General features: G+C 57.8%; 21 protein-coding genes and 2 tRNA genes. 6 read left to right on the top strand and 17 right to left on the bottom strand.

The features are described from left to right. From NW838_RS12140 to NW838_RS12125, 4 genes are all read left to right on the top strand, one after another. On the top strand, positions 1-1,290 hold a 1,290-nt coding region (locus NW838_RS12140; RefSeq protein ID WP_414428112.1), incomplete at its 5' end, for a glycoside hydrolase family 3 N-terminal domain-containing protein. 221 nt (positions 1,291-1,511) lie between these two features. Continuing rightward, complete coding sequence (locus NW838_RS12135; RefSeq protein ID WP_414357447.1) at positions 1,512-1,883, top strand: c-type cytochrome; 372 nt, start codon at positions 1,512-1,514, stop codon at positions 1,881-1,883. Positions 1,884-1,892: 9 nt separating this feature from the next. Then, positions 1,893-2,564 carry a diacylglycerol/polyprenol kinase family protein gene (locus NW838_RS12130; protein ID WP_414357448.1) on the top strand — a complete coding sequence of 224 codons (672 nt, stop codon included), beginning with the start codon at positions 1,893-1,895 and terminating at the stop codon, positions 2,562-2,564. A gap of 72 nt (positions 2,565-2,636) precedes the next feature. Beyond that, a complete protein-coding gene (locus tag NW838_RS12125; protein ID WP_414428111.1) occupies positions 2,637-3,929 on the top strand; it encodes a Glu/Leu/Phe/Val family dehydrogenase in 1,293 nt (430 codons plus the stop codon). Between the two features lie 54 nt (positions 3,930-3,983). Here NW838_RS12125 and NW838_RS12120 read toward each other — a convergent pair whose 3' ends face one another. Together NW838_RS12120 and NW838_RS12115 are read right to left on the bottom strand one after the other, a co-directional pair. Continuing rightward, the gene (locus NW838_RS12120) at positions 3,984-4,283 is read right to left on the bottom strand and encodes a hypothetical protein (protein WP_414357450.1); all 300 of its coding nucleotides are present in this window, start codon (positions 4,281-4,283) and stop codon (positions 3,984-3,986) included. A 384-nt stretch (positions 4,284-4,667) separates the two neighbouring features. Continuing rightward, entirely contained in the window at positions 4,668-4,925 is a 258-nt protein-coding gene (locus NW838_RS12115) for a helix-turn-helix domain-containing protein (RefSeq protein WP_041436246.1), read from the bottom strand. A 320-nt stretch (positions 4,926-5,245) separates the two neighbouring features. Here NW838_RS12115 and NW838_RS12110 point away from each other — a divergent pair, with 320 nt between their 5' ends. Continuing rightward, the gene (locus NW838_RS12110; protein ID WP_414428110.1) at positions 5,246-6,355 is read left to right on the top strand and encodes an RpoD/SigA family RNA polymerase sigma factor; all 1,110 of its coding nucleotides are present in this window, start codon (positions 5,246-5,248) and stop codon (positions 6,353-6,355) included. A 312-nt stretch (positions 6,356-6,667) separates the two neighbouring features. Here the strand turns inward: NW838_RS12110 and NW838_RS12105 are convergent. The 14 genes from NW838_RS12105 to NW838_RS12040 all read right to left on the bottom strand — a co-directional run bounded on the left by NW838_RS12105 (position 6,668) and on the right by NW838_RS12040 (position 18,505). Next, positions 6,668-6,740: transfer RNA gene (locus NW838_RS12105), tRNA-Phe, on the bottom strand. A 59-nt stretch (positions 6,741-6,799) separates the two neighbouring features. Beyond that, complete coding sequence (locus tag NW838_RS12100) at positions 6,800-7,453, bottom strand: Crp/Fnr family transcriptional regulator (RefSeq protein ID WP_414357107.1); 654 nt, start codon at positions 7,451-7,453, stop codon at positions 6,800-6,802. Between the two features lie 317 nt (positions 7,454-7,770). Further along, positions 7,771-9,366, bottom strand: coding sequence for an AAA family ATPase (locus tag NW838_RS12095; RefSeq protein ID WP_414428113.1), 1,596 nt, complete (start codon positions 9,364-9,366; stop codon positions 7,771-7,773). Positions 9,367-9,441: 75 nt separating this feature from the next. Then, positions 9,442-10,011 carry a hypothetical protein gene (locus NW838_RS12090; RefSeq protein WP_414332236.1) on the bottom strand — a complete coding sequence of 190 codons (570 nt, stop codon included), beginning with the start codon at positions 10,009-10,011 and terminating at the stop codon, positions 9,442-9,444. Positions 10,012-10,044: 33 nt separating this feature from the next. Next, positions 10,045-11,046 (bottom strand): zinc-dependent alcohol dehydrogenase family protein, encoded by a 1,002-nt coding sequence (locus tag NW838_RS12085; RefSeq protein WP_414357102.1) that lies wholly within the window; start codon positions 11,044-11,046, stop codon positions 10,045-10,047. 163 nt (positions 11,047-11,209) lie between these two features. Next, entirely contained in the window at positions 11,210-12,145 is a 936-nt protein-coding gene (locus NW838_RS12080) for an alpha/beta fold hydrolase (RefSeq protein WP_414428109.1), read from the bottom strand. A gap of 163 nt (positions 12,146-12,308) precedes the next feature. Beyond that, positions 12,309-13,259, bottom strand: a complete 951-nt coding sequence (locus NW838_RS12075) for a LysR substrate-binding domain-containing protein (protein ID WP_414357098.1) — start codon at positions 13,257-13,259, stop codon at positions 12,309-12,311. Between the two features lie 318 nt (positions 13,260-13,577). Next, the gene (locus tag NW838_RS12070; RefSeq protein ID WP_414357096.1) at positions 13,578-14,225 is read right to left on the bottom strand and encodes a thermonuclease family protein; all 648 of its coding nucleotides are present in this window, start codon (positions 14,223-14,225) and stop codon (positions 13,578-13,580) included. A 450-nt stretch (positions 14,226-14,675) separates the two neighbouring features. Further along, positions 14,676-15,149: a YqeG family HAD IIIA-type phosphatase gene (locus NW838_RS12065; RefSeq protein ID WP_414357094.1), complete on the bottom strand. Its 474-nt coding sequence runs from the start codon at positions 15,147-15,149 to the stop codon at positions 14,676-14,678. Positions 15,150-15,160: 11 nt separating this feature from the next. Continuing rightward, a complete protein-coding gene (mltG, locus tag NW838_RS12060) occupies positions 15,161-16,345 on the bottom strand; it encodes an endolytic transglycosylase MltG (RefSeq protein WP_414357092.1) in 1,185 nt (394 codons plus the stop codon). 102 nt (positions 16,346-16,447) lie between these two features. Continuing rightward, entirely contained in the window at positions 16,448-17,209 is a 762-nt protein-coding gene (gene pyrH / locus NW838_RS12055; protein ID WP_011433861.1) for a UMP kinase, read from the bottom strand. Between the two features lie 98 nt (positions 17,210-17,307). Beyond that, on the bottom strand, positions 17,308-17,457 hold the full coding sequence (locus tag NW838_RS12050) for a hypothetical protein (RefSeq protein ID WP_011433860.1): 150 nt from the start codon (positions 17,455-17,457) through the stop codon (positions 17,308-17,310). 115 nt (positions 17,458-17,572) lie between these two features. Further along, positions 17,573-17,908 (bottom strand): TMEM165/GDT1 family protein, encoded by a 336-nt coding sequence (locus tag NW838_RS12045; protein ID WP_011433859.1) that lies wholly within the window; start codon positions 17,906-17,908, stop codon positions 17,573-17,575. A gap of 57 nt (positions 17,909-17,965) precedes the next feature. Beyond that, a complete protein-coding gene (locus NW838_RS12040; protein WP_414357090.1) occupies positions 17,966-18,505 on the bottom strand; it encodes a TMEM165/GDT1 family protein in 540 nt (179 codons plus the stop codon). A 98-nt stretch (positions 18,506-18,603) separates the two neighbouring features. On the opposite strand from NW838_RS12040, the gene NW838_RS12035 reads away from it, so the two are divergent. Then, positions 18,604-18,676, top strand: a tRNA-Ile gene (locus NW838_RS12035). 56 nt (positions 18,677-18,732) lie between these two features. Here NW838_RS12035 and NW838_RS12030 read toward each other — a convergent pair. Next, positions 18,733-19,141: D-alanyl-D-alanine carboxypeptidase (locus NW838_RS12030; protein WP_414428108.1), on the bottom strand; the 409-nt coding region annotated here is incomplete at its 5' end.

Below are 19,141 nucleotides of genomic sequence, written 5' to 3'. Positions count from 1 at the left end.
ACAGCCAGCTCTTTTCCGGGCAAAGGCTGGAGGGATCCGGTTCAGGCCGGACTGAAGCCATCCCCAAAGACAACAGACACCCCCTGGTGCCCCCGATTAACCCTGACCCTAGCCCAGCTCCAAGAGGGACCTTGGCTGCCTTTTCGAGGTTTGGTGGAGCAGGTGGGGGCGATCTTGGTTTCTCATGTGGTGCTGCCGGAGTGGGATGAGCGCTGGCCTGTCACCCTGCTGCCGGGGCGGCTAACCCAACTGTTGCGCCAGGAATGGGGGTTTGGCGGGCTTATTGTTGTGGACAGCCTCGATCAAGGCTGCTTGGCAGAGCTGGCCAATGCTAACGGGCCCAACTCATTGGCCGTGCGGGCTTTCCAGGCCGGTGCCGACCTAATTTTGGCCCCCCCCGATCCGATGGCATCCTTGGCAGCCGTTTTGGAAGCGGTGCAACAGGGATCCCTCAGCGCAGCCCAGCTTGCCCAGTCGGTGACGCGGGTGCTGCGGGCCAAACAGCGACTCCTACCCGCCGCCTCAGCTCTCCTCAAACAGGTGTGGCCGGCCTTGGCGGAAACGGATTTCAGCACCGTTGGCGGATGGATGGGGGCCAGGGATCCCACGGATCCGGCCCTCAACCGTGGCTCTCCCGCCGAGCAACTGAAGCCTTTGCTGCTGGGGGATCCCATCCCCAAGGACTCGGCGTTGGGAAAGTTGTTCAACAGGCGCTCCAGCCTGCCCTCTGCTCTGCACAGAGCTGCCCAGATGGGATCCCTCTTGGCCGAGAAGGATATTGCTCCCTGTCAAGCGGCTATGGCCCGTGGTGGCGTGGAAGGAGGCCGGCCCCTCGGCCCGCCCGCAGAGCCCGGATGGTTGAACTGGATCTGGCAGGATCCCCCCTTGGGTGCTGCCGATGTGCAGTTGCAATCTCCCGCCCTGCATGTTCCGGCTGCCTTAGGCATGCTTCCTGTGCTCAGCGATGCTCTTACCCCCCTACCTTGGCTGGAAGCTGCCCTAAACAACGCCCCAGGATTCATCTTCCAAGGTTTCCTTCGGGATCCCTTGCCCAACTATGTGCTGGATTGGCTGCAACAGCATCGGGAGCGGGTGGCAGCGGTCGTCATTTATGGTAATTTATCTCTCTACCGCCGCCTGCAGGCGCACTTTCCATGGGCCAATGCCATCCACAGCCTCAACCGGGATCCCTGGGCTCAAGCGGAGGTGATGGAGCGGCTCTTTCCCAACTGCACCCTCTCAGAGGGATCGGAATCTCAGGCAGCTCGGCAAACCATTAAGAAAAAGTAAATGCCATTACAGATTATTGGCAGGAAAGGGCTCCTGGGTTATCGTGTTGGTTGAAATGTAAAAGATTGAAACGGTTTCTCTCAGCGTTGTCTGTGCCTCCCTCCCTCTCAGACACTCCTCAATCCTGCAGCAGCCAGTCGTCAACTGGCAGTTGGGTTGAGTTTGAGCAAAAGCGACTTCAACCTCCATCCCAACGACGTTTACAACCCTTCCTCAAATCCTTGCAGCAGTTCTTTACAAGTGTCTGGTCTCAAAAAACTCGGCTGGGTCTTGCCCTCCTCAGCCTGGGGCTGGGGATATTCGCTTGGGCTTGGCTGGGTGCCGGGGCTCGTCTGGATCCCTATACCGAAGCCGTCCTCAGCTTACAGGGGCAGGTTAGCCATGGTGCATCCTTGTTTGCCCTCAACTGTGCCGCCTGTCATGGGGAAGAAGCGGATGGCCGGGTAGGGCCCAGTCTGCGGGGGGTGAGCAGCCGCCGCTCGGATCGGTTTATCATTCAGCAAGTGACCGGTGGCAAAACGCCTCCCATGCCCCAGTTCCAGCCGGATCCCCAGGAGATGGCGGATTTGCTCAGCTACTTGAAAACCCTCTGAGGCCGTTTCATGGGCCTGCCTCAGCAGCTTGCTTGCTATGCTCTCTGGCTGGCCTCCGTATTCGCTTTTGCGGAATGGTTGCGCTCCCGCCAGGTGGACGGGGAATGGGTGCGTAAGGTCATCCACATCGGCGTGGGCAATATCATTTTGTTGGCTTGGGCCTTGCAAGTGCCCCGCTGGCTGGGGGTGGGATTCTCTCTGGTGTTCGCCGGCTTGGCGCTGCTCTCCTACCGAGTGGCCATCTTGCCCAGCTTAAATGGGGTCGGTCGCCGCAGCTTTGGCACCTGTTTCTACGCCATCAGCATTGGTCTGTTGCTGTTTTGGTTTTGGCGGCCACAGCGACAGGTTTTCGCGGTGATCGGCATATTGGTGATGACGTGGGCCGACGCCCTGGCGGGCTTGGTGGGCAAAACTTGGGGCAAACACCCCTACCAACTGGGATCCCTTCAAAAAAGCTGGGAGGGATCCCTGACCATGTGGGCGGTGAGCAGCTTGGTGATTGCAGCTCTGCTGCTGGGGTACTTTGGCTTCTCTCTCCCTTTGCTCGGAGTGAGCCTTTTGGTGGGAGGGATGGCTATGGGACTGGAGGTGTTCTCTTGGTGGGGGTTGGATAACCTGACCGTGCCCCTGGCCAGTGCCGGCCTCTGTTTCGTCTTGATCCAGATCCTCAATTATTTGTAACGCTTGCTACAAAACGTTCCTCTCCCGTCCCCGGCGGTATAGCGTGGAAACAGCCCTTTCTTCTTCTCCACCATGGCTGCAAGTCCTGCGCTGGCCTCTTCTGCCCCTCCCTCTCCCGCCCACATCTGTCCCTTTGCCCAGGCTTGTAGCTACCTGGATTGGGCAGCTCGCGAGCTGAAGCTGGATCCCGGCTGGGTGGCGATCCTCAGCACCCCCCGCAAAGTGGTGACGGTGGCGATCCCCGTGCGGCTGGACAACGGACACATCCAAGTGCTGGCGGGCCATCGGGTGCAGCATTGCAACGTTCTCGGCCCCTACAAAGGGGGGATCCGCTACCACCCAGCGGTCACCCTTGAAGAGGTCTCGGCCTTGGCGATGCTCATGACCTGGAAATGCGCCCTTATGGGCATTCCCTACGGTGGGGCCAAAGGGGGGATCCCTATCGATCCGAGGCGTTATTCGGTCTCGGAGCTGGAGCGCATTACCCGCCGTTATACCAGCGAGCTGATCAAGGATATCGGCCCTGCAGAGGACATTCCCGCTCCAGACATGGGAACTTCTGCCCGTGAGATGGCCTGGATGATGGATACCTATTCTATGAATGTCGGGCATGCGGTGCTGGGAGTAGTGACGGGCAAACCTCTCTCGATTGGGGGATCTCGGGGGCGAGAACTGGCCACCGGACGGGGGGTGATGATCACCGTACGGGAAGCCTTGGCCCGACGCGGTGGATCCCTGGCAGGGGCAACGGTGTTAATCCAAGGTTTTGGCAATGTGGGTGGAGCAGCGGCCAGCTTGCTGCATGAGGCGGGAGCTAAGATTGTGGCGGTTTCCGGCAGTTCTGGGGGCCTTTACAATCCTAATGGACTGGATATCCCCGCCCTCAAAGCTTACATGAAGGAACGGGGAGGCCGCATGGCGGGCTTTCCACAGGCTGAGCCCATCAGCAACGCCGACCTACTGGTGCAAAAAGCGGACGTGTTGATCCCTGCCGCTCTGGAAAATCAAATTACCGAAGCCAATGCCCACCAAATTCAAGCCCGGATTGTGGCAGAAGCTGCCAACGGGCCAACCACCCTTGCCGCCGACCGGATTTTGGAATCGCGAGGGATCCAGGTATTGCCGGATATTCTGACCAATGCCGGTGGGGTAGTGGTGAGCTATCTGGAGTGGGTGCAGGGACTCTCTTACGTCTTCTGGGATGAAGAGCGAGTTTATCAAGAAATGGAAGGTCTGATGGTACGTGCCTTTGAACGGGTGGTGCAGGAGGCAGAACGGCGGCAAGTGTCGCTGCGACTGGCTGCCTACACCCTGGGGGTAGGCCGAGTGGCGCAAGCCCTACAGGATCGCGGCCTTTACCCGTAGACCGGGAACTCTTGGCTCAACAAGCCTACTTGCCAAGGTTCGATTGCCCTTTTCTCAAGCCCGACGGCGTTCTTGCTCTTCCTGCTGCTGCCATTGCTTGAGCAGCTCTTTTGCCGCCTGTGGGGTAAAGTAGTCCAGCTCCATCAGCTTACGGTAGGTCAGAATTTGCCGCATCTCCAGGGGCATGTCTGCTTTTTGGTAGAAGTAGCGAATGCGATTGATGTTTTGCTCCATTTCGGTAAACTCTTGCTCCCGCTTCCTCTGCTTCTCCTGCTTGAGCACCTCATGGGGGGCAGAAAGGCGGTTGTAGTTAGGGATCCGTTGCGTGCCTGTGGTTTTGCTCGCAGCAGGCACACGGTGGCCTCCGGTTTGTCGGTTGTTGGCCTTGTTGGAATTGAAGAAGAAAGAGAGCATCGGCAAACCTCACACAAACAGATAAACGGCGGGAGCTTAACGCCAAGTCAACAATATCAAGTTTAGGTGAAGAAGCCTGTGATCCAGATCCTTCTTGGAAAAACCCGTACTTCCGGCGCGGCGCTGTATCTCTCTGCTTTTCCCACCCCCGCGGATGGTCAAGGAAAAGCTGGGGTTTGGCCTCAAGCCAATCTATTCATGAGTCCAGCCTACCGTGTTTACACGGAAAATGACTGAGATCACGTCCGAGAGTACAAGGTATTTAAGTATCTTCACGTCCTTTTGTTCGGGATCCCTGTATCGGATGTACTTTCCCGCAGGCCGCTACAGGTGGGATTCATCTCCGCTCAGCAGCCAAGTGACCGATACCCCCAACGCCTTGGCAAAGGCCACCAGTTCTTTGTCAATGACGCGCCGTTTTCCCTTTTCCACCTGGCCAATTTTGACGTAGTCCAACTGCACACCGTACTTGGCCAAGCGACCCGCCAGTTGATCTTGGGTGAGTTGCAGCTTCTCCCGTACCCAGCGCACCCGTTCCCCAATCAAGTTGGCCGATGGATGGTGCCGGTCGTTAGACTCCATAGGAGCAGAAAGCCGTAAATATTCTTTTCCAGACTGAGGAAGTTGAGGGATCCTCACATGGTAGCCTGAGCTGGCAAGGTTCCCTTTTCCTGGGATCCCACCCGGCAGCCGTTGAGCTGACTGGCTCAGGAACAATCTTATCTCAAGGTCTAGATCGAAAATCGCTTACCGCTTTTTGCCGGGCAACCCCTTGCCTACAAGGACTTGACGGATGGGATCCCTGCTGTTCCCGCATCTAAACGGAAAAATCTCCGGACAAAAAAGAGGGTCATGATCGATTTTCGCTCGCAGCAGCAGCAGAAACCTTTTTAGACTGGGAGATGAAGTTCTCTCCTCACCTGGCCGTGGTTTTTTCTCGTCCTCATCCTGAACACTCTGCCTCTTCGCCTCAGGAGTTTGACGATCTCTGGTTCGACCCTGAGTCTGCCCCCCAAGATGCTCTTGCAGAAGTTGATCCAGAGCCGGTTGCCGGCGGATCCCGGTTGAACGAGGACGCTGTCGATCACTACCTGAATACCATCGGTCGCGTGCCCCGCATCGATCACGCTGAGGAAATCGAGCTGTCGCGCAAAATTCAGCAAAAGCTCCTCATCGATCAAGCCCGGCAGGAATGGCGGCAACGGCGGGGGGAGGATCCCAGCGATGAGGCTCTGGCCGAGGCCCTGCAGATTTCCGTATCCACCCTTCGCTCCCGCATCCGACAAGGGGAGCAAGCTCAACGCAAGCTGATCAACGCCAACCTGCGCCTGGTGGTCAGCGTTGCCAAGAAATACCTCAATCGGGGGGTGCCGTTTTTGGATCTGATCCAAGAGGGCAATATCGGGTTGATCCGGGCCACCGAAAAATTCAATGCGGAGCGGGGGTTTCGCTTCAGCACCTATGCTCATTGGTGGATTCGCCAAGGCATTACCCGTTGCATTGCCAATCAAGCACGGACGATTCGCCTGCCGGTACACATGGTCGACAAAGTGCGCCTGCTCAAGCGCACCAACCGCGAGCTGATGAAGCTGCAGGGGAGGCGGCCCACCGAAGTGGAGCTGGCAGAAGCCCTGGGCATTAAAGTCAAGAAACTGCGCATGATCCAGCAGGCTGCTGCTTTGCCCCTGTCGCTGGATGTGCCGGTCGGCCAAGAAGGAGAAAGCCGCCTTGGAGATTTGCTGCAAGATGAGCGGCAAGAGCAGCCCTTTCAAGGGATCCTCGTGCAATCCATGCAGCAGGATGTGCGTTCTGCCATGCAAACCCTCAAGCCGATTGAGAGGCAGGTGCTGGAGTTGCGCTATGGGTTAGATGGGCAACAGGCAAGAACCCTGCGGGAGGTGGGGGATCACTTCAACCTGACGCGGGAGCGGATTCGTCAGATCGAGCGAGATGCCCTGCGCAAATTGCGGGTGGGCTATTCTTCGCGGGCTTTGGCCCAGTACATCCGCTAGTGGCTACAGACCCACAGACCGATTTCCTGGCCAGCTTCTGCCCAGGGACAACCTTTTTTTCAATCTTCTTGGGTTGAACACCATAGCTCCTTGAAATGGCGATCAAGGGATCCCTTATCCCCACGGCCAGATCTGGTCAAGACGACTTTAGCGGGCAACTTCTCTGGCTGTTAACTCGGACGATCTGCTTTCTCCAGTGTTAAGGCACGATACTGCCAGCGCCTTGGCCTTTGTGCATTTCTGCCCTTGATCACCGGCATAGTAAAAAGGCTCAGGTCGTTGACCCAAGCCCGCCCCATCATCCACAGCAGATGCCAGGAACCAGACTTGAACTGGTGACACGAGGATTTTCAGTCCTCTGCTCTACCAACTGAGCTATCCCGGCTCTGGGCTTACTATCTTACGATGCCGAGAGGGCTTTCGACAACTGGTGGCACCCCCAATTTAGCCAATCAGTTTCTCCAAAGCCTCCATCTGGGGGATGCAGAGAACATCTCGAGTGCGATCCCGGCGGATCAGCTCCTCTTGCTCCAGCTTGGACAGGACACGAGTGACCGTTTCCCGGGCTAGGCCACTTAGGCTGCTCAGCTCCCGATGGGGCAAGTTGGGGATCTCTACGCCACTTCGGCTAACCCGGCCACGGGATTCGGCCAAAAACAGCAGGATATCGGCAACACGGGCCGTACTGCTGGCCTCGCGCAACTGCAGACGACGGTTGATCTGCCGTAAGCGGCGCGACATGAGCTGAGCAAGGCGGATGCCGGCCTGAGGATCAGAAGCCAAAAAAGCCAGGAAGTGTTGGGCCGACAGACAACCGACTTTGGTGGCTGTTAGGGCTACAACGTCGGTAGAACGAGGCGCTTCGTCCAAAGCAGCCATTTCCCCGAAGATTTCCCCTGGACCAAGAATGGTGAGGGTGATCTCCCGGCCTTCGAGATCATGGGTGCGAATCTTGACCCACCCTTCCAGGATGAAATAAACGGCGTTACCCCAGTCATTTTGTAACAAGATGGCCTGATTGACTGGGTGGGAGCGCAACGACATTTGCCCGGCCAGAGGCTCTAGCCTCTCAGGAGGAAAGCCCTCAAACAGGAGCATCAGGCGTAGGTCATCTGGAGTTACATCGCTCACCGTGGGATCCTCCTGCACGTGGTCAGTTCTGGTCGAGTGGGATGGGAAAAGGGTGGGCCTGCACAGACACGTCAACATGCCCCTCAGCCTACCGTCTCTCTCAGGTCTATGGCCCGCCGAGGCGAACTGCGTACCAATAGGACAGAGCTTTAGACCCAATTTTGACCTCTACTTTGGAAAGGGATCCCTGCCCAAAAAAGCTGCTGCCATTCTCTAACCCAGAAACGGCAAAATCCATCTTGCTGATAGCAATTTTCTCGAGTTTGTGCAGTTTGAGTCGAGATCTAGACCTGCTGAAGTTGAGATGGCCAATCTTGGCTGGTATCCAAAACCTTTAAAAAAGGCCGTTCCGACTCGGAAAAATCCTGCCAGTGGGCCTGCTGTTGGGAGAGCATCTCGGCGGTGGCATCGGCAATGTCGGCAGAGGGCTGCTGATCCCCATCGATGCAGCCGGCTGGGGCCAAGAGGGGCTGAGGAGCTGAGCTACGGCGTTGTAGGCGCTCCCGCAAAACAGGTTCAGGGGCGTAGCAGTGGAGGATGCGCAGTGGGATCCCTTGGCGTTGGGCCTGATCAATGGCCATCCCCCGCAGCGCCTGCCGGTCGAACTTGGCGTCCAGAATCACGGTGTAGCCTTCCTGGGCCAGCTCTACTCCCAACTGCACCAAGCGGCGGTAGGTTTTATCGGTCATCTCCGGGGTATAAACCTCCGGCCCCCCCCGTTGCCGCAGAGGGATCCCGGCCAAATGCTTGCGCACCGCATCGGAGCGAATGTGAATGGCTCCCCGCTGACGGGCCAAGTGGCGGGCTACCGTGCTTTTGCCGGATCCCGACAATCCCGACATCAGGAACAACTGCCCCCGCTTGGGGAGGGTGTATTCCCAGGCAAGACGGTAATAGCGGGCGGCGGTGCTAAAGGCTGTGGCCTTGGCTTCCTCTGCTGCAGTGGGATCCTCCAGCAAAAAAGAGGTGACCTTGGCCCGCACGTAGGCCTGCCGATTGAGGTAAATAGGCAAGATCTTCAACCCTTCCCAATCTCCGGTTTCTTCCAGGTAGGTGTTCAAATAGGCGTTTCCCAGATCGGGGCGATGGCGGGCATCCAAATCCATCACCCCATAGGATATGTCGTACATGACATCCACAAAGCGGAAGGCTTCATTAAACTCGATGCAATCAAAAAGCAGGATCTTCCCTTCCCAAAAACAGATGTTGCCTAGGTGCAGGTCTCCGTGGCATTCACGAATGCGGTTTTGTTCTATTCTTTGTTGAAACAGCTCCTGCCGCTCAGCAAAAAAGCGATCGGTGTAGGCTTGGGTTTCTCGATATTGCTGAGCTGTTTGTGGGCCGCCGACGTAGCGCTGGGTTTGGGCGTAATTCTCGTCAAAGGCTTCTCGCACCCGTTCTGGCCGGCCAAAGCTGCGGATGTAGTCGTTGGTCTCGGTTTGGGCATGAAACGTCGCCACCACCCGCCCCAGCTCCTCCATCAAGGACGGCGTTAGCTCTCCCCGCTCAAACAGGTTGCTGAACAGTTGCTCTTGGGGAAATTGCCGCATTTGCAGAGCGTATTCTATGGGCTCGCCGCTGCTGTTGAACTGAAATCGGCCATCGGTCTGGACAATGGGCAACACTTGCAGATAAAGGCCGGGAGCACCGCGCTGGTTCATGCGCAGCTCTTCTTGGCAAAAGTGGCGCCGCCTCTCCAGGGTGGTGAAGTTCAAAAAGCCAAAGTCCAAAGGCTTTTTCACTTTATAGGCATAGTCGCCTGTCAGCAGAATATAGGAAATGTGGGTTTGAATAAGCCGAATGGGATCCTGTACCGGATGAGGGTAGAAGGCGGGATCCAGCATCGCTTGGATCAAGGGGGGCAGGTGGGTATCGACCATGAAAAACGATAGAGATGGAAAAAGGGCTTGGACGGGGATCCCTATCTTCCGCCGACAGAGCAGATTGTCCTCCACCTATTCCTTAAAGGGCAAGGCGGCTTCTTGGGGGGAAAGACGAATGAGGCTGATCCCCTGCTGAATTAGCGTATCTTGAGCAGCACCGGAAAGAGCGTAGGGCCAGACCAGATATTTGGTGTTGATGTAGTCTTGTCCGCGCTTGGCCAGGTTCACCTGTTCCGAGAGCATGCGCACGTCTGGCCCGCGGCTGATAGTGGCTTCGGCCCGGCGAATGCGCTGCATCAGTTGGCTGAACAGCTCTTGGGGCTGCTGCACAAACACCACAATGGCCAAGTCACAGGGGTTGTAATAGTTGCCGATGCCGCAGAGGAGCAGGGCTTCGCTGGAGAGAACAAGGGTTTCTTGATCCCCCAGAGCCACCACCGGATACAGAAAGGTGCGCACATCCTCCAGTTGCCAGTGGTTAAAAGAGTGGCTATCTACCTCCCCCCGCACCCAAGAGGAGATGGCAGGAAAAACTGCTTCGCTCAACAGTCGATAGGCCGTCTGGGGTCGCCCTAGCCAGCAGAGGGCATTTTCGTAGAAGCTCTCGTTCTCCAGCAGGTGGGGGGTGAGAGGAGCAACCATGGGCAGATCCTCAACGGGCTTTCTCCAGCATGCCTACTCGGGGATGGTTAAGGCAATTTTGCCCAGAACGGATCCCTGCTCCAGCAACCGGTGGGCGGCAGCCGCTTCGGCCAGAGGAAAGGTGTGGCTGAGCTGGATCCGCAGTTGGCCTTGGTCGATGAGGCGGGCACATTGCCTGAGGATTTCCGCCTGATTTTGTTGGGCGTTGGTCAGGCTTTTCAGCATCGGGGTGAGCATCAGCTCAAATCCCACCCGCAAGTTGCGGTCGCGAGCCACCCGCCAGTCGATCTCTGGGGCCGGGGCCAGCAGGGTGACGATATCTCCGTACACGCGCACTGCGGGGAAGGTCTGCTCCAATAGCTTGCCGCCCAAGGTATCTAGGGCAAGATCCACCCCCTCTCCCCCTGTCCAGTCCAAAACGGCGCGCACAAAGTCTGTCTGCCGGTAGAAGATGGGCAAGCCGGCGCCTAGGGAACGGACAAACTCCGCCTTTTCCGGGGTGCTCACGGTGGTGGCCACTTTGGATCCCCGCAGACGGGCCAGTTGGATGGCCACATGGCCAACTCCACCCGCTCCCCCGTGGATGAGCACACTTTGGCCGGCCTGGAGACGTCCCCGGTCGTACAGCGCTTCCCAGGCGGTGATCAGCACCAGCGGGGCAGCGGCAGCTTCTGCAAAGCTCAGAGTTCTGGGCTTGGGGGCCACAAAACGCTCGTCCACCACGATCAGCTCAGCGTAATTCCCCGCCTGCTTGCCCAGACCCCCGTGGCAGAAGTACACCTCGTCTCCCACCGCAAAGTGCCTAACTCCGGATCCCACAGCTTCCACAATGCCGGCACCGTCACACCCCAAAATGGCCGGCATCTCTTCTGGATAAAAGGTGCCCCGTCGCCGCAGCTTGGTGTCGATGGGGTTGACGCCGGCTGCTCTCAGGCGGATGCGCAGCTCCCGCTCACCGCGAATCTGAGGTTCAGGTACTTCTCGAAGCTGCAGAACCTCTGGCCCGCCGGGCACACTCATGACTACGGCTTTCATGCGCTCAAGTTGATCAGTTCCAGTTGGATTGAACCGCTCAAAGGATGCAAGGTAGAGTTTGTTCCAGTGGTGAGGAGATTGGCGGTGTTGCTTTGCAACACTGCGGAGTCTTGCAGACGCTCTCCGTCCATTCTAGAGTCAGGCGTTACGCTACACCCCCAGCTCAAAGCCCGCATTGTGCGGAAAGGGCTGTGTCGAGAAATTCCCGAATTAGGGGAAGCACTTGTTCCCCATGCAAGGCAGGGATGGCGTGGCCGGCCCCGGCCAGGATCTTGAGCTGAGCCCCAGGGATCCCTTCGGCATAGGTTTGGCAGTGCCAGAGGGGAATGGTGTCGTCCTGTTCGGCGGCGATCACCAGGGTGGGGGCCTGAATGTGTTGGAGATAACGTTCAACCGTATCGACGGCAGCTTGCGGGCGCAGACGTTGTCGGAGAAATTGCCGAGCGACCGGCTGCTGACGCAGGGATCCCCGCAACCACAAGAGCTGGGCCAGCTTGTCTTCCCAATGCCACCAGCGGGCCAGCGGAGCGATCGCCCGCAACAGCCAATCCACCCAAGCGCTTTCCCAGAGCAAGGGCCGCAAATGGTTGTAGCGTCTCACAAAGCTGTCGTCGCGGATCCCGGCAGGAGCCAACAAAACCAACCCCCGCAGCGGATACCGCACGGCGTAAGCTGCCGCCACCCATCCCCCAAAGGAATGGCCCACCAAAACCGGAGCAGCTAGGCCCAGCCTTTGGACAAATCCGCGCACAAACTCTACTTCTGCAGCGATGTCGTAGTGCAAGGCCGGTTGGCCGGACTGCCCGAACCCCAGTAAATCCAAGGCAATGCAGCGATATTCGTCTCCCAACCCTTGCATCAGCGGCCACCAGTTGGCATGAGTGGCCATAAAGCCATGCAGAAACAGCAGTGGGATCCCTTTTCCCCAGTCTCGATAGGCAGCCCAGCAGGACTCTGCCCCTGCGATGTTCAACCCTTCCAATTTCACCCTGTGCAGCGGGATCTCTTGAACGCGGGCCTGTAACTCCGCCAAGCGCTGGGCCAGGGGGAGTCGTTCCAACAGCGTTTGCCTGGTCATCGGCTTGGGGTCAGTAGACACAGACAGATTCAGCAGATGCAGTTTCTTCCGGAGCAGCATTGGCTACAGCGAATGCACCTATACGGAAATATCTCTCGTATCTCTTTGAACAGGGATCCTGCTCAATCCACCGGAATCTACCTGGGATCCCATCAACTCGGAAAAGGCCGTAACGCATCGCAACTTAGCCGATCAACTGCAAATGGGGCGGGGGAGTTTTCAGCCAGTCTTGGCGGGTCAGCAGCCCTTGGAGGAAGCGGGTGGCTGCCTGCGATTGATAGCGCTCCGGGTTAAAAGCCAGCCAGAGGGTACGCCGTATCTGTAGCCCTTCCACCGCCAGCTTTTGGAACCGTCCCTGTTCCACATCGGATCCCACTGCCACCATGGACAGAAAGGCCACCCCCAAACCCGCCTGGACAGCATTTTTGATCGCTTCAATCGAGCTGAGTTCCAGCCGCACGTTCAATTGGGCAGGGTTGATGCCGTGGCGATTCAGTACCCGATCGATGGTTTGCCGGGTGGACGACTGGGGATCCAAGGTGATGAAGGGCAAAGCCAGCAGATCCACAAGAGCCGGAGAGTCGATGGCACACCCGGGAGCACCGACCAACACATATTCATCTTCCGCCAGAGCCATCACCTTCAAGTGCCGCTGCAGCTCAAAGGGGATCTCCCCGCCAACAATGGCCACGTCCAACTGGCCGTCCACCAATTTCTGGGCAATTCGCCGCGTGGATTGCACCAAGAGCTGTACGGAAATTTGTGGATAGCGGCGGTGATATTGGGCGATCAAAGAAGGCATGACATAGGTGCCCACCGTTTGGCTGGCCCCCAAAACCAGATGCCCCCGCTCCATTTCTTGCAAATCCGCCAGCGCCTCGATGGTTTCACGGCACAGCTTGAGGATGCGCTCGCTGTACTGCAGCAGCACTTTCCCGGCATCCGTCAACTCCACCTTGCGCCCACTGCGGTCGAACAGCACCACTCCCAACTGTCGCTCCAGGTTCTGCACTTGCAAGCTGACGGCAGGCTGGGAGACAAACAGGCTATCGGCAGCACGGCGAAAACTACCCTGCTGGGCAATTGCCCGCACGATGAGGAGCTGATCTAGAGTAAACGGCAACTCATCCGCCATAGGGAACTCCAAACCTCACAGTGGGATCCCTTACGTTTCCCTGAAAAGCTGGGCAGCCCGCGTTTGGAAACCCACACGAGATCATCATAAACAAGCGAGAAATCCCAAGAGAGCAGCTCAACCCTTTCCCGGCAGCTCGGCTCTGGGGGGTGACCAGCCAAGAGTGGAGAGGAGAGCTCAGAATCTTCGGGCTGTTTCTCTGCCATTCGGAGCAGCTATGCCCACAATACCTACCTCTCACCGACCGGCGGAAGATGGCTGTTGAGATTATTCTCAACAAACAGGCCGGCAATTCCAGCTCTGGGTTTGGCTTGGTCTCTAGCGAGGGCCGTAGGTTGTCCAATAGCCGCGTCCTTGTCTTTTGGCTGCATCGGCAGCTTCAGTAAGAATGGGGCCGTACTTCAAGCCATCGGTTTGTGGCGACAACAGGCCATGCCCCAAAAACAGCATTTCCTGGTTGATGAGGGTGTTGGCTTGCCAAACGTAGGCAGGCAAGGTGGGAGCAGGGGCTAGGGCAGGATCCAACTCCAAAAACACCTCACGTCCCAGCAGAGCAGTCTGCAGATATTGGCCAGCATTGTAAACTGCCAGAGGGGTTTGTCCGCGCAACTCTGTCCAGTTGGGGTTGATCGGGTCAGGCAAGGGATCGATCCCAATCAGTTGCACCAGCCGCAAATTCAAGTCTCCTTCAAGCTGAACAACCAGGGTGTTGTAGTTGACCACCCGAAACACGGTTGCACGTTTGAGGTCGCGCAGATCTGGACGCGCCACCAATGTTAAAGCCCAACCGGGCAATGTCGAGAATATCAAAGGTAAGGCCAGAAAGCTGCCCAGCTTGATCAGGCTCCGTCCATTGGATACAAGCGAGGATCTGGAGCGGGGGGAAGTCGGAGCAGAACGCAGGGATTTTTGCAGCATGGACTTTAGCCGTTGCATGGCGGACTTGACAATAGGGATGGTTCGCATGCTTGACCTTTGGATCTCACACCGCCCTCACACCGCCGCCTACTGGGCTTCAACGCGGGATCCGGCTCACCTGCCGTCACTCTACAAAAAATTGGGGCAGATGGGTCAGGTCTGGAAAATCTCTCTCGATTTTTGTCTTGATTTTTAGATGTGCTACCCATCCGGTCAGCAGTTGTCAGCGCTGACAACCTGTGGTTGGTCATTTCGATTCAAACTGGGACACTGTACCCACACCTAAAACATGCATGAAACATGCATGGGGCCACAGGGCTTTTCTCAGCTGCCCAGGCGTCTCACCCTAAACTGAAGTGACTAAGTCCTTCCGAGCAGCAGGATTGTCTTTTGGTCTTCTCTCTTTGCGAAGGAAAGGGGGAGTGCTTGGAAACCTTTTCAATTCAGTTTGAAACAATTACAGTTGTCCAACTCTCAAATCTCTCAAAAGCGCAGCCCCTAGAGGGTAGCAGGGTTCTTTTCGACTGCTTCGGACAAGAGGGAGTTGACCAGCACAGTTACCAACCCCAGTCGATTGCCCGCCAAAATATCCGTCAACAGGCGGTCTCCCACCATAGCCACTGCTTCTACCGGCAAGCCCATCTGGGCTACGGCCCGCCGCAAGGCCCGCCGTGAGGGTTTCCCAGCGCGGTGAATGTAGGGCAGGTTCAGGCTTTCTCCGATTTGTTGGATGCGGCTGCGATTGAGGTTGTTGCTCACCAGCCAAATTTGAAAGTGCGGGCGCAACTGCTCCAGCCAAGCAGCCACAGCGGGATCCACCTCAACCTGTCGGCTCGGCACCAGTGTACCGTCTACGTCAAAGATGATGCCTTTTACCTGCCAGGCCCACAGGTCTTCTGCCCGCAGCCGCAGGACGGTACCGGCTACTACTACATCCGGTTGCAGGAGCTTGAACCAAGGTTTGTGTACCATCCGCTCCTCGGCTAAGGACTGGGTTGAGGACTATGGTGGGATCCCTGGGCAGCTTGCCGACGCTCTTGAATAATTTGCAATTGGGCTGCCTCGTGCTCTGCTAGGGTTTTGCTGAAAACGTGGGTGCCATCGTAGCGGGCCACAAAGTAGAGATAGTCGGTTTGCTCAGGCTGCAAAACGGCTTTTAAGCTGGCCAAGCCCGGGCTGGCGATGGGGCCGGGGGGCAAACCCGGGTTGAGGTAGGTGTTGTAGGGAGAGGGGGTACGCACCTCCGCAAGGGTGAGGCGGCGGTCTGGGGTTTGCCGGATATTCAAGGCATACTCCAGCGTCGGATCGGCTCCCAGGGGGATCCCTTTCTTAAGCCGGTTCAGGAAGACACCTGCAATCAAAGCGCGTTCTTCCGGCACCACGGCCTCCCGCTCCACAATGCTGGCCAGGGTAACCCACTCGTGCAGAGACAGGGAAGTGGTGTGCTGGCGAAACAGGGGCAGGGCCACCGCGACAAATCGCTGCAGCATGGCGTCGACCACCATCTGGGCCTTTTCCCGATCCGGCAGGGATCCCTCCACCTGCTCGATGGGGAAAAGATAGGTGTCTGGGAACAGGTAGCCTTCTAGAGAGCTCAAGTGGGGGGGCAGCCAATCGAGGGGGGGAATCACCCGGGTCACGGCAATGAAGGCATCGGCTGCCAGCCAGTTGCGCTGGGCCAGAGCCTCTGCCATTTGCTCGATGCGCCAACCCTCCGGGATGGTCAGACGTCTTTGCAGGATCCTTCCCTGCCGCAGTTGCTGGGCCACGGCCAGCATGTCCTGGTTGGGATCCAAAGCGTAGGTGCCCGCCTGAAACACCCAGTCGCGCCCGAAGGTGCGGCTCCACAGCTCCCAAGCCAGAGCTGAGCGAATCACCCCTGCTTGGCGCAGTTTTTGCCCGATCAGACGGCTGCTGCTGCCCGGCTGGATTGTTACTTGGATCGGTTCTGGGCCGCCCACCGGCTGGAGCCAGGTCTGCCACTGCCAGTAGCCCAATCCCCCGACCAGAACCAACAGGAAAATCAAGCTCTGCAAAAGACGCCGACCCCAGCGTTCGCGTAAGCGTTGCGTAGCAACATGGGGTGACCTGGGTATAGCGCCTTGGGCAGCAGAGCATTTGGGCAAGACGGGATCCTTTTGGGCCGAATGCTGAACCTGATCTGTCATTGCCTTTCCCTCCAAACGGCCTGAGCACACCCTTGAGCCAGGCTATCCTTCGGACTCAATCCTGGCTAGGGCGTCGCCGGACTCTCAAGGCCGATTTCCCCCCTAACTTGGGATCAACTCTCCTGGGCTGGGGATCCCGTTGTTCTCGACCGTCCGCTGTCCGATCCAAGTGCCGATGGGTTCTCCCTGCACCACTCGATAAATATTGCCAGGGGTAGTCAGGTCAAAGACCACGATGGGCAATTGATTTTCCTTGCAGAGGGCGATGGCGGTGCTGTCCATAACCCGCAGATCGCGGTTCAGCACATCCTGATAGCTGAGGACATCGTAGCGGCGGGCCTGAGGGTGAGTCTTGGGATCCGCATCGTAAACTCCGTCCACCTTGGTGGCTTTGAAAATCACCTCGGCATCGATCTCCGCCGCCCGCAAGGCCGCAGTGGTATCGGTGGTGAAGAAGGGGTTGCCAGATCCTGCCCCAAAAATCACCACCCGCCCCTTTTCCAGGTGACGAATGGCGCGGCGACGAATGTAGGGCTCTGCCACCTCTTGCATGGCGATGGCCGTCTGCACCCGGGTGGGGATCCCGGCTCGCTCGATGGCATCCTGCAGGGTTAAGGCGTTGATGACGGTGGCCAGCATCCCTACGTAGTCGGCAGAAGCCTGATCCATCCCTTGGGCAGCCGCCTCTTTGCGCCCGCGCCAGATGTTACCCCCTCCCACCACAATCGCCACCTGCACACCGGCCCGTACCACTGAGGCCACTTCGCCGGCAATGGACTTCAAGACCTCGGGGTCGATCCCGTAGGGGCGCTCCCCCATCAGGGCTTCACCACTCAACTTCAGTAGAATCCGTCGATATTTCATGCTTATCCGCTCCGGCCCACCCCTGCATACGATAGCAGGTTTGTTGAACTAGCTCCGCTCACAGGATTGACCGACAGAGCATCTCGACAAAAACAACCTTACTGCTGTTCTTCGCCAGCGCTGGCCTCGTTGTCGCGGGGGGCAGAACGGAAGCGGCGGCCATTGCGAGCACGACTTTTTTGGAACTGTTTGGCATATTCGCGGTTGCGCTCGGCTTTTTCCCGCTTCAGATTGCGTTTTTTGGCCATGCTGGTTTTCCTGACCGGTTGTCCGGACTCAAGTGAAGGTCCTCAGTTTGAAGTGTCAAAGTGAGGCGCTCTTAATCCTATCACGCTTTGCCGAAGCCATCCTGAAGCCCTCTGCTCAGCCGGCTATGGGCAGGGATCCCCACAACAAGACTAGGCCCATCACAACAAACCCCACGCCTGCCAGGGTTTTGATCCAGCGAGGTGGGATCAGGCGGGCCACCCAAGCTCCTGCCCACACCCCAATTAGGCTGGTGCTGATCAAAGCAGCAGCAGCGCCCAAAAAGATTACCCCAGCGTTTTGCGAGCGGGCACTGAGGAGCAGGGTCGCCAATTGGGTTTTATCGCCCATTTCGGCCAGCAGAATCGAGCCAAAGCTCACTAGGGCGGCCCGTCCGGCCATTTGCCGCAGCAAAAAAGACGGGGTTCGGCTGTCGTTGTCTTGGATCAACACGTTCCTCGGTTGTTCTCCACTCTGTCCTGCCGGGTTGGCATCGGCTGCTCAGGGAGGCTAGCCTTCTGGGAGATTATCCCCTCGCCACTCCTGCCATAATACATAGCCCCCGATCATCAGGAACCCTGCACCCGCCAACCATTGTAGCCAGCCCGGGGGAATGACTTGGCCCAGACCTTCTCCCAGCACCACGCTGAAAAAACTGGCGGTCACTAAGGCACCGGCGGAACCGAAAAAGATCGCCCAAGGAGATTGGGATTGGGCACTCATGAGCAAGGTTGCCAACTGGGTTTTATCGCCCATTTCCGCCACAAACACGGTTAAAAAAGTAACAAGCCAGAGCTGCAGCGGGGATCCCTCTGGGAGATTGCCGTCGGAAGAGGGGGGGGTAGTGAGGGGCAGTGCCGTCGGAGGCCCAGTACTGGGGGCGGGAGACAAAGCCAAACTCTCCCTGGCGGGCTGGAAATCCACAGCGGATCCATCCCCGTAGAGATAGTGCTGCCCAACGGCCAAGAAACCGAAACAGAGAGCCAAGGACAAGGCAATCAACCCCAAGCCCAGGGCCATTTGCCCCTGCCAAGAACGCGGCGAAGCCATGGCGTCAGACCCTAACCACCGACATGCAGCTTATCCTGTTTTCAGCCGCTTCTGGAGGAGACAAGGGCGCTAGAGTAAACGCTAGAGTAAAAGAATCAGGGGCGTTGGCCGAGCGGTTTAGGCAGCAAACTCATAATTTGCCTTACACAGGTTCGATCCCTGTACGCCCCATGGGGAGGATCCCTGCCGGACGAGGTTTCTGGGTTGAGGGCTGTTGAAGCCCAGTTTCAAAGACGGGGGTTCAGCTCTGTGCGGGATCCCGTATCTCCAGAGCGAGGGATCCAACGCTCAGGCAAGGTGGCAGGGGATCCCCATTGGGACTGGAGCTGGCTGAGGAATTGTCCCTGCTGGGTGCGAAAGCCGACCAGATCGGATCCGCCATTCATCAGGGCAAACCAAATGTCCCCCTGCGCGGTTGGCAATACACCCGCCAAGGTGCTGACGCTCCTCAGGGTGCCCGACTTGGCGATCAAGATCCCCGGTAACAGCCGCCGTTCCAACACCCCCACATCCTGGCCGACGACGGCAAAAGCATCGGCAAGAGAGAGCCCCTGCTCCTCCAGAAGAGATTGGATCGCTCGAAGCAAAGCTACATTGGCCCGCGGCGAAATGCGGTTTTCCACCCCCAACCAGGAG

It is taken from the genome of Synechococcus sp. R55.2 (assembly GCF_047462075.1).
Lineage (GTDB): Bacteria > Cyanobacteriota > Cyanobacteriia > Thermostichales > Thermostichaceae > Thermostichus.
This window is presented reverse-complemented; position numbering and strand designations above follow the sequence as displayed.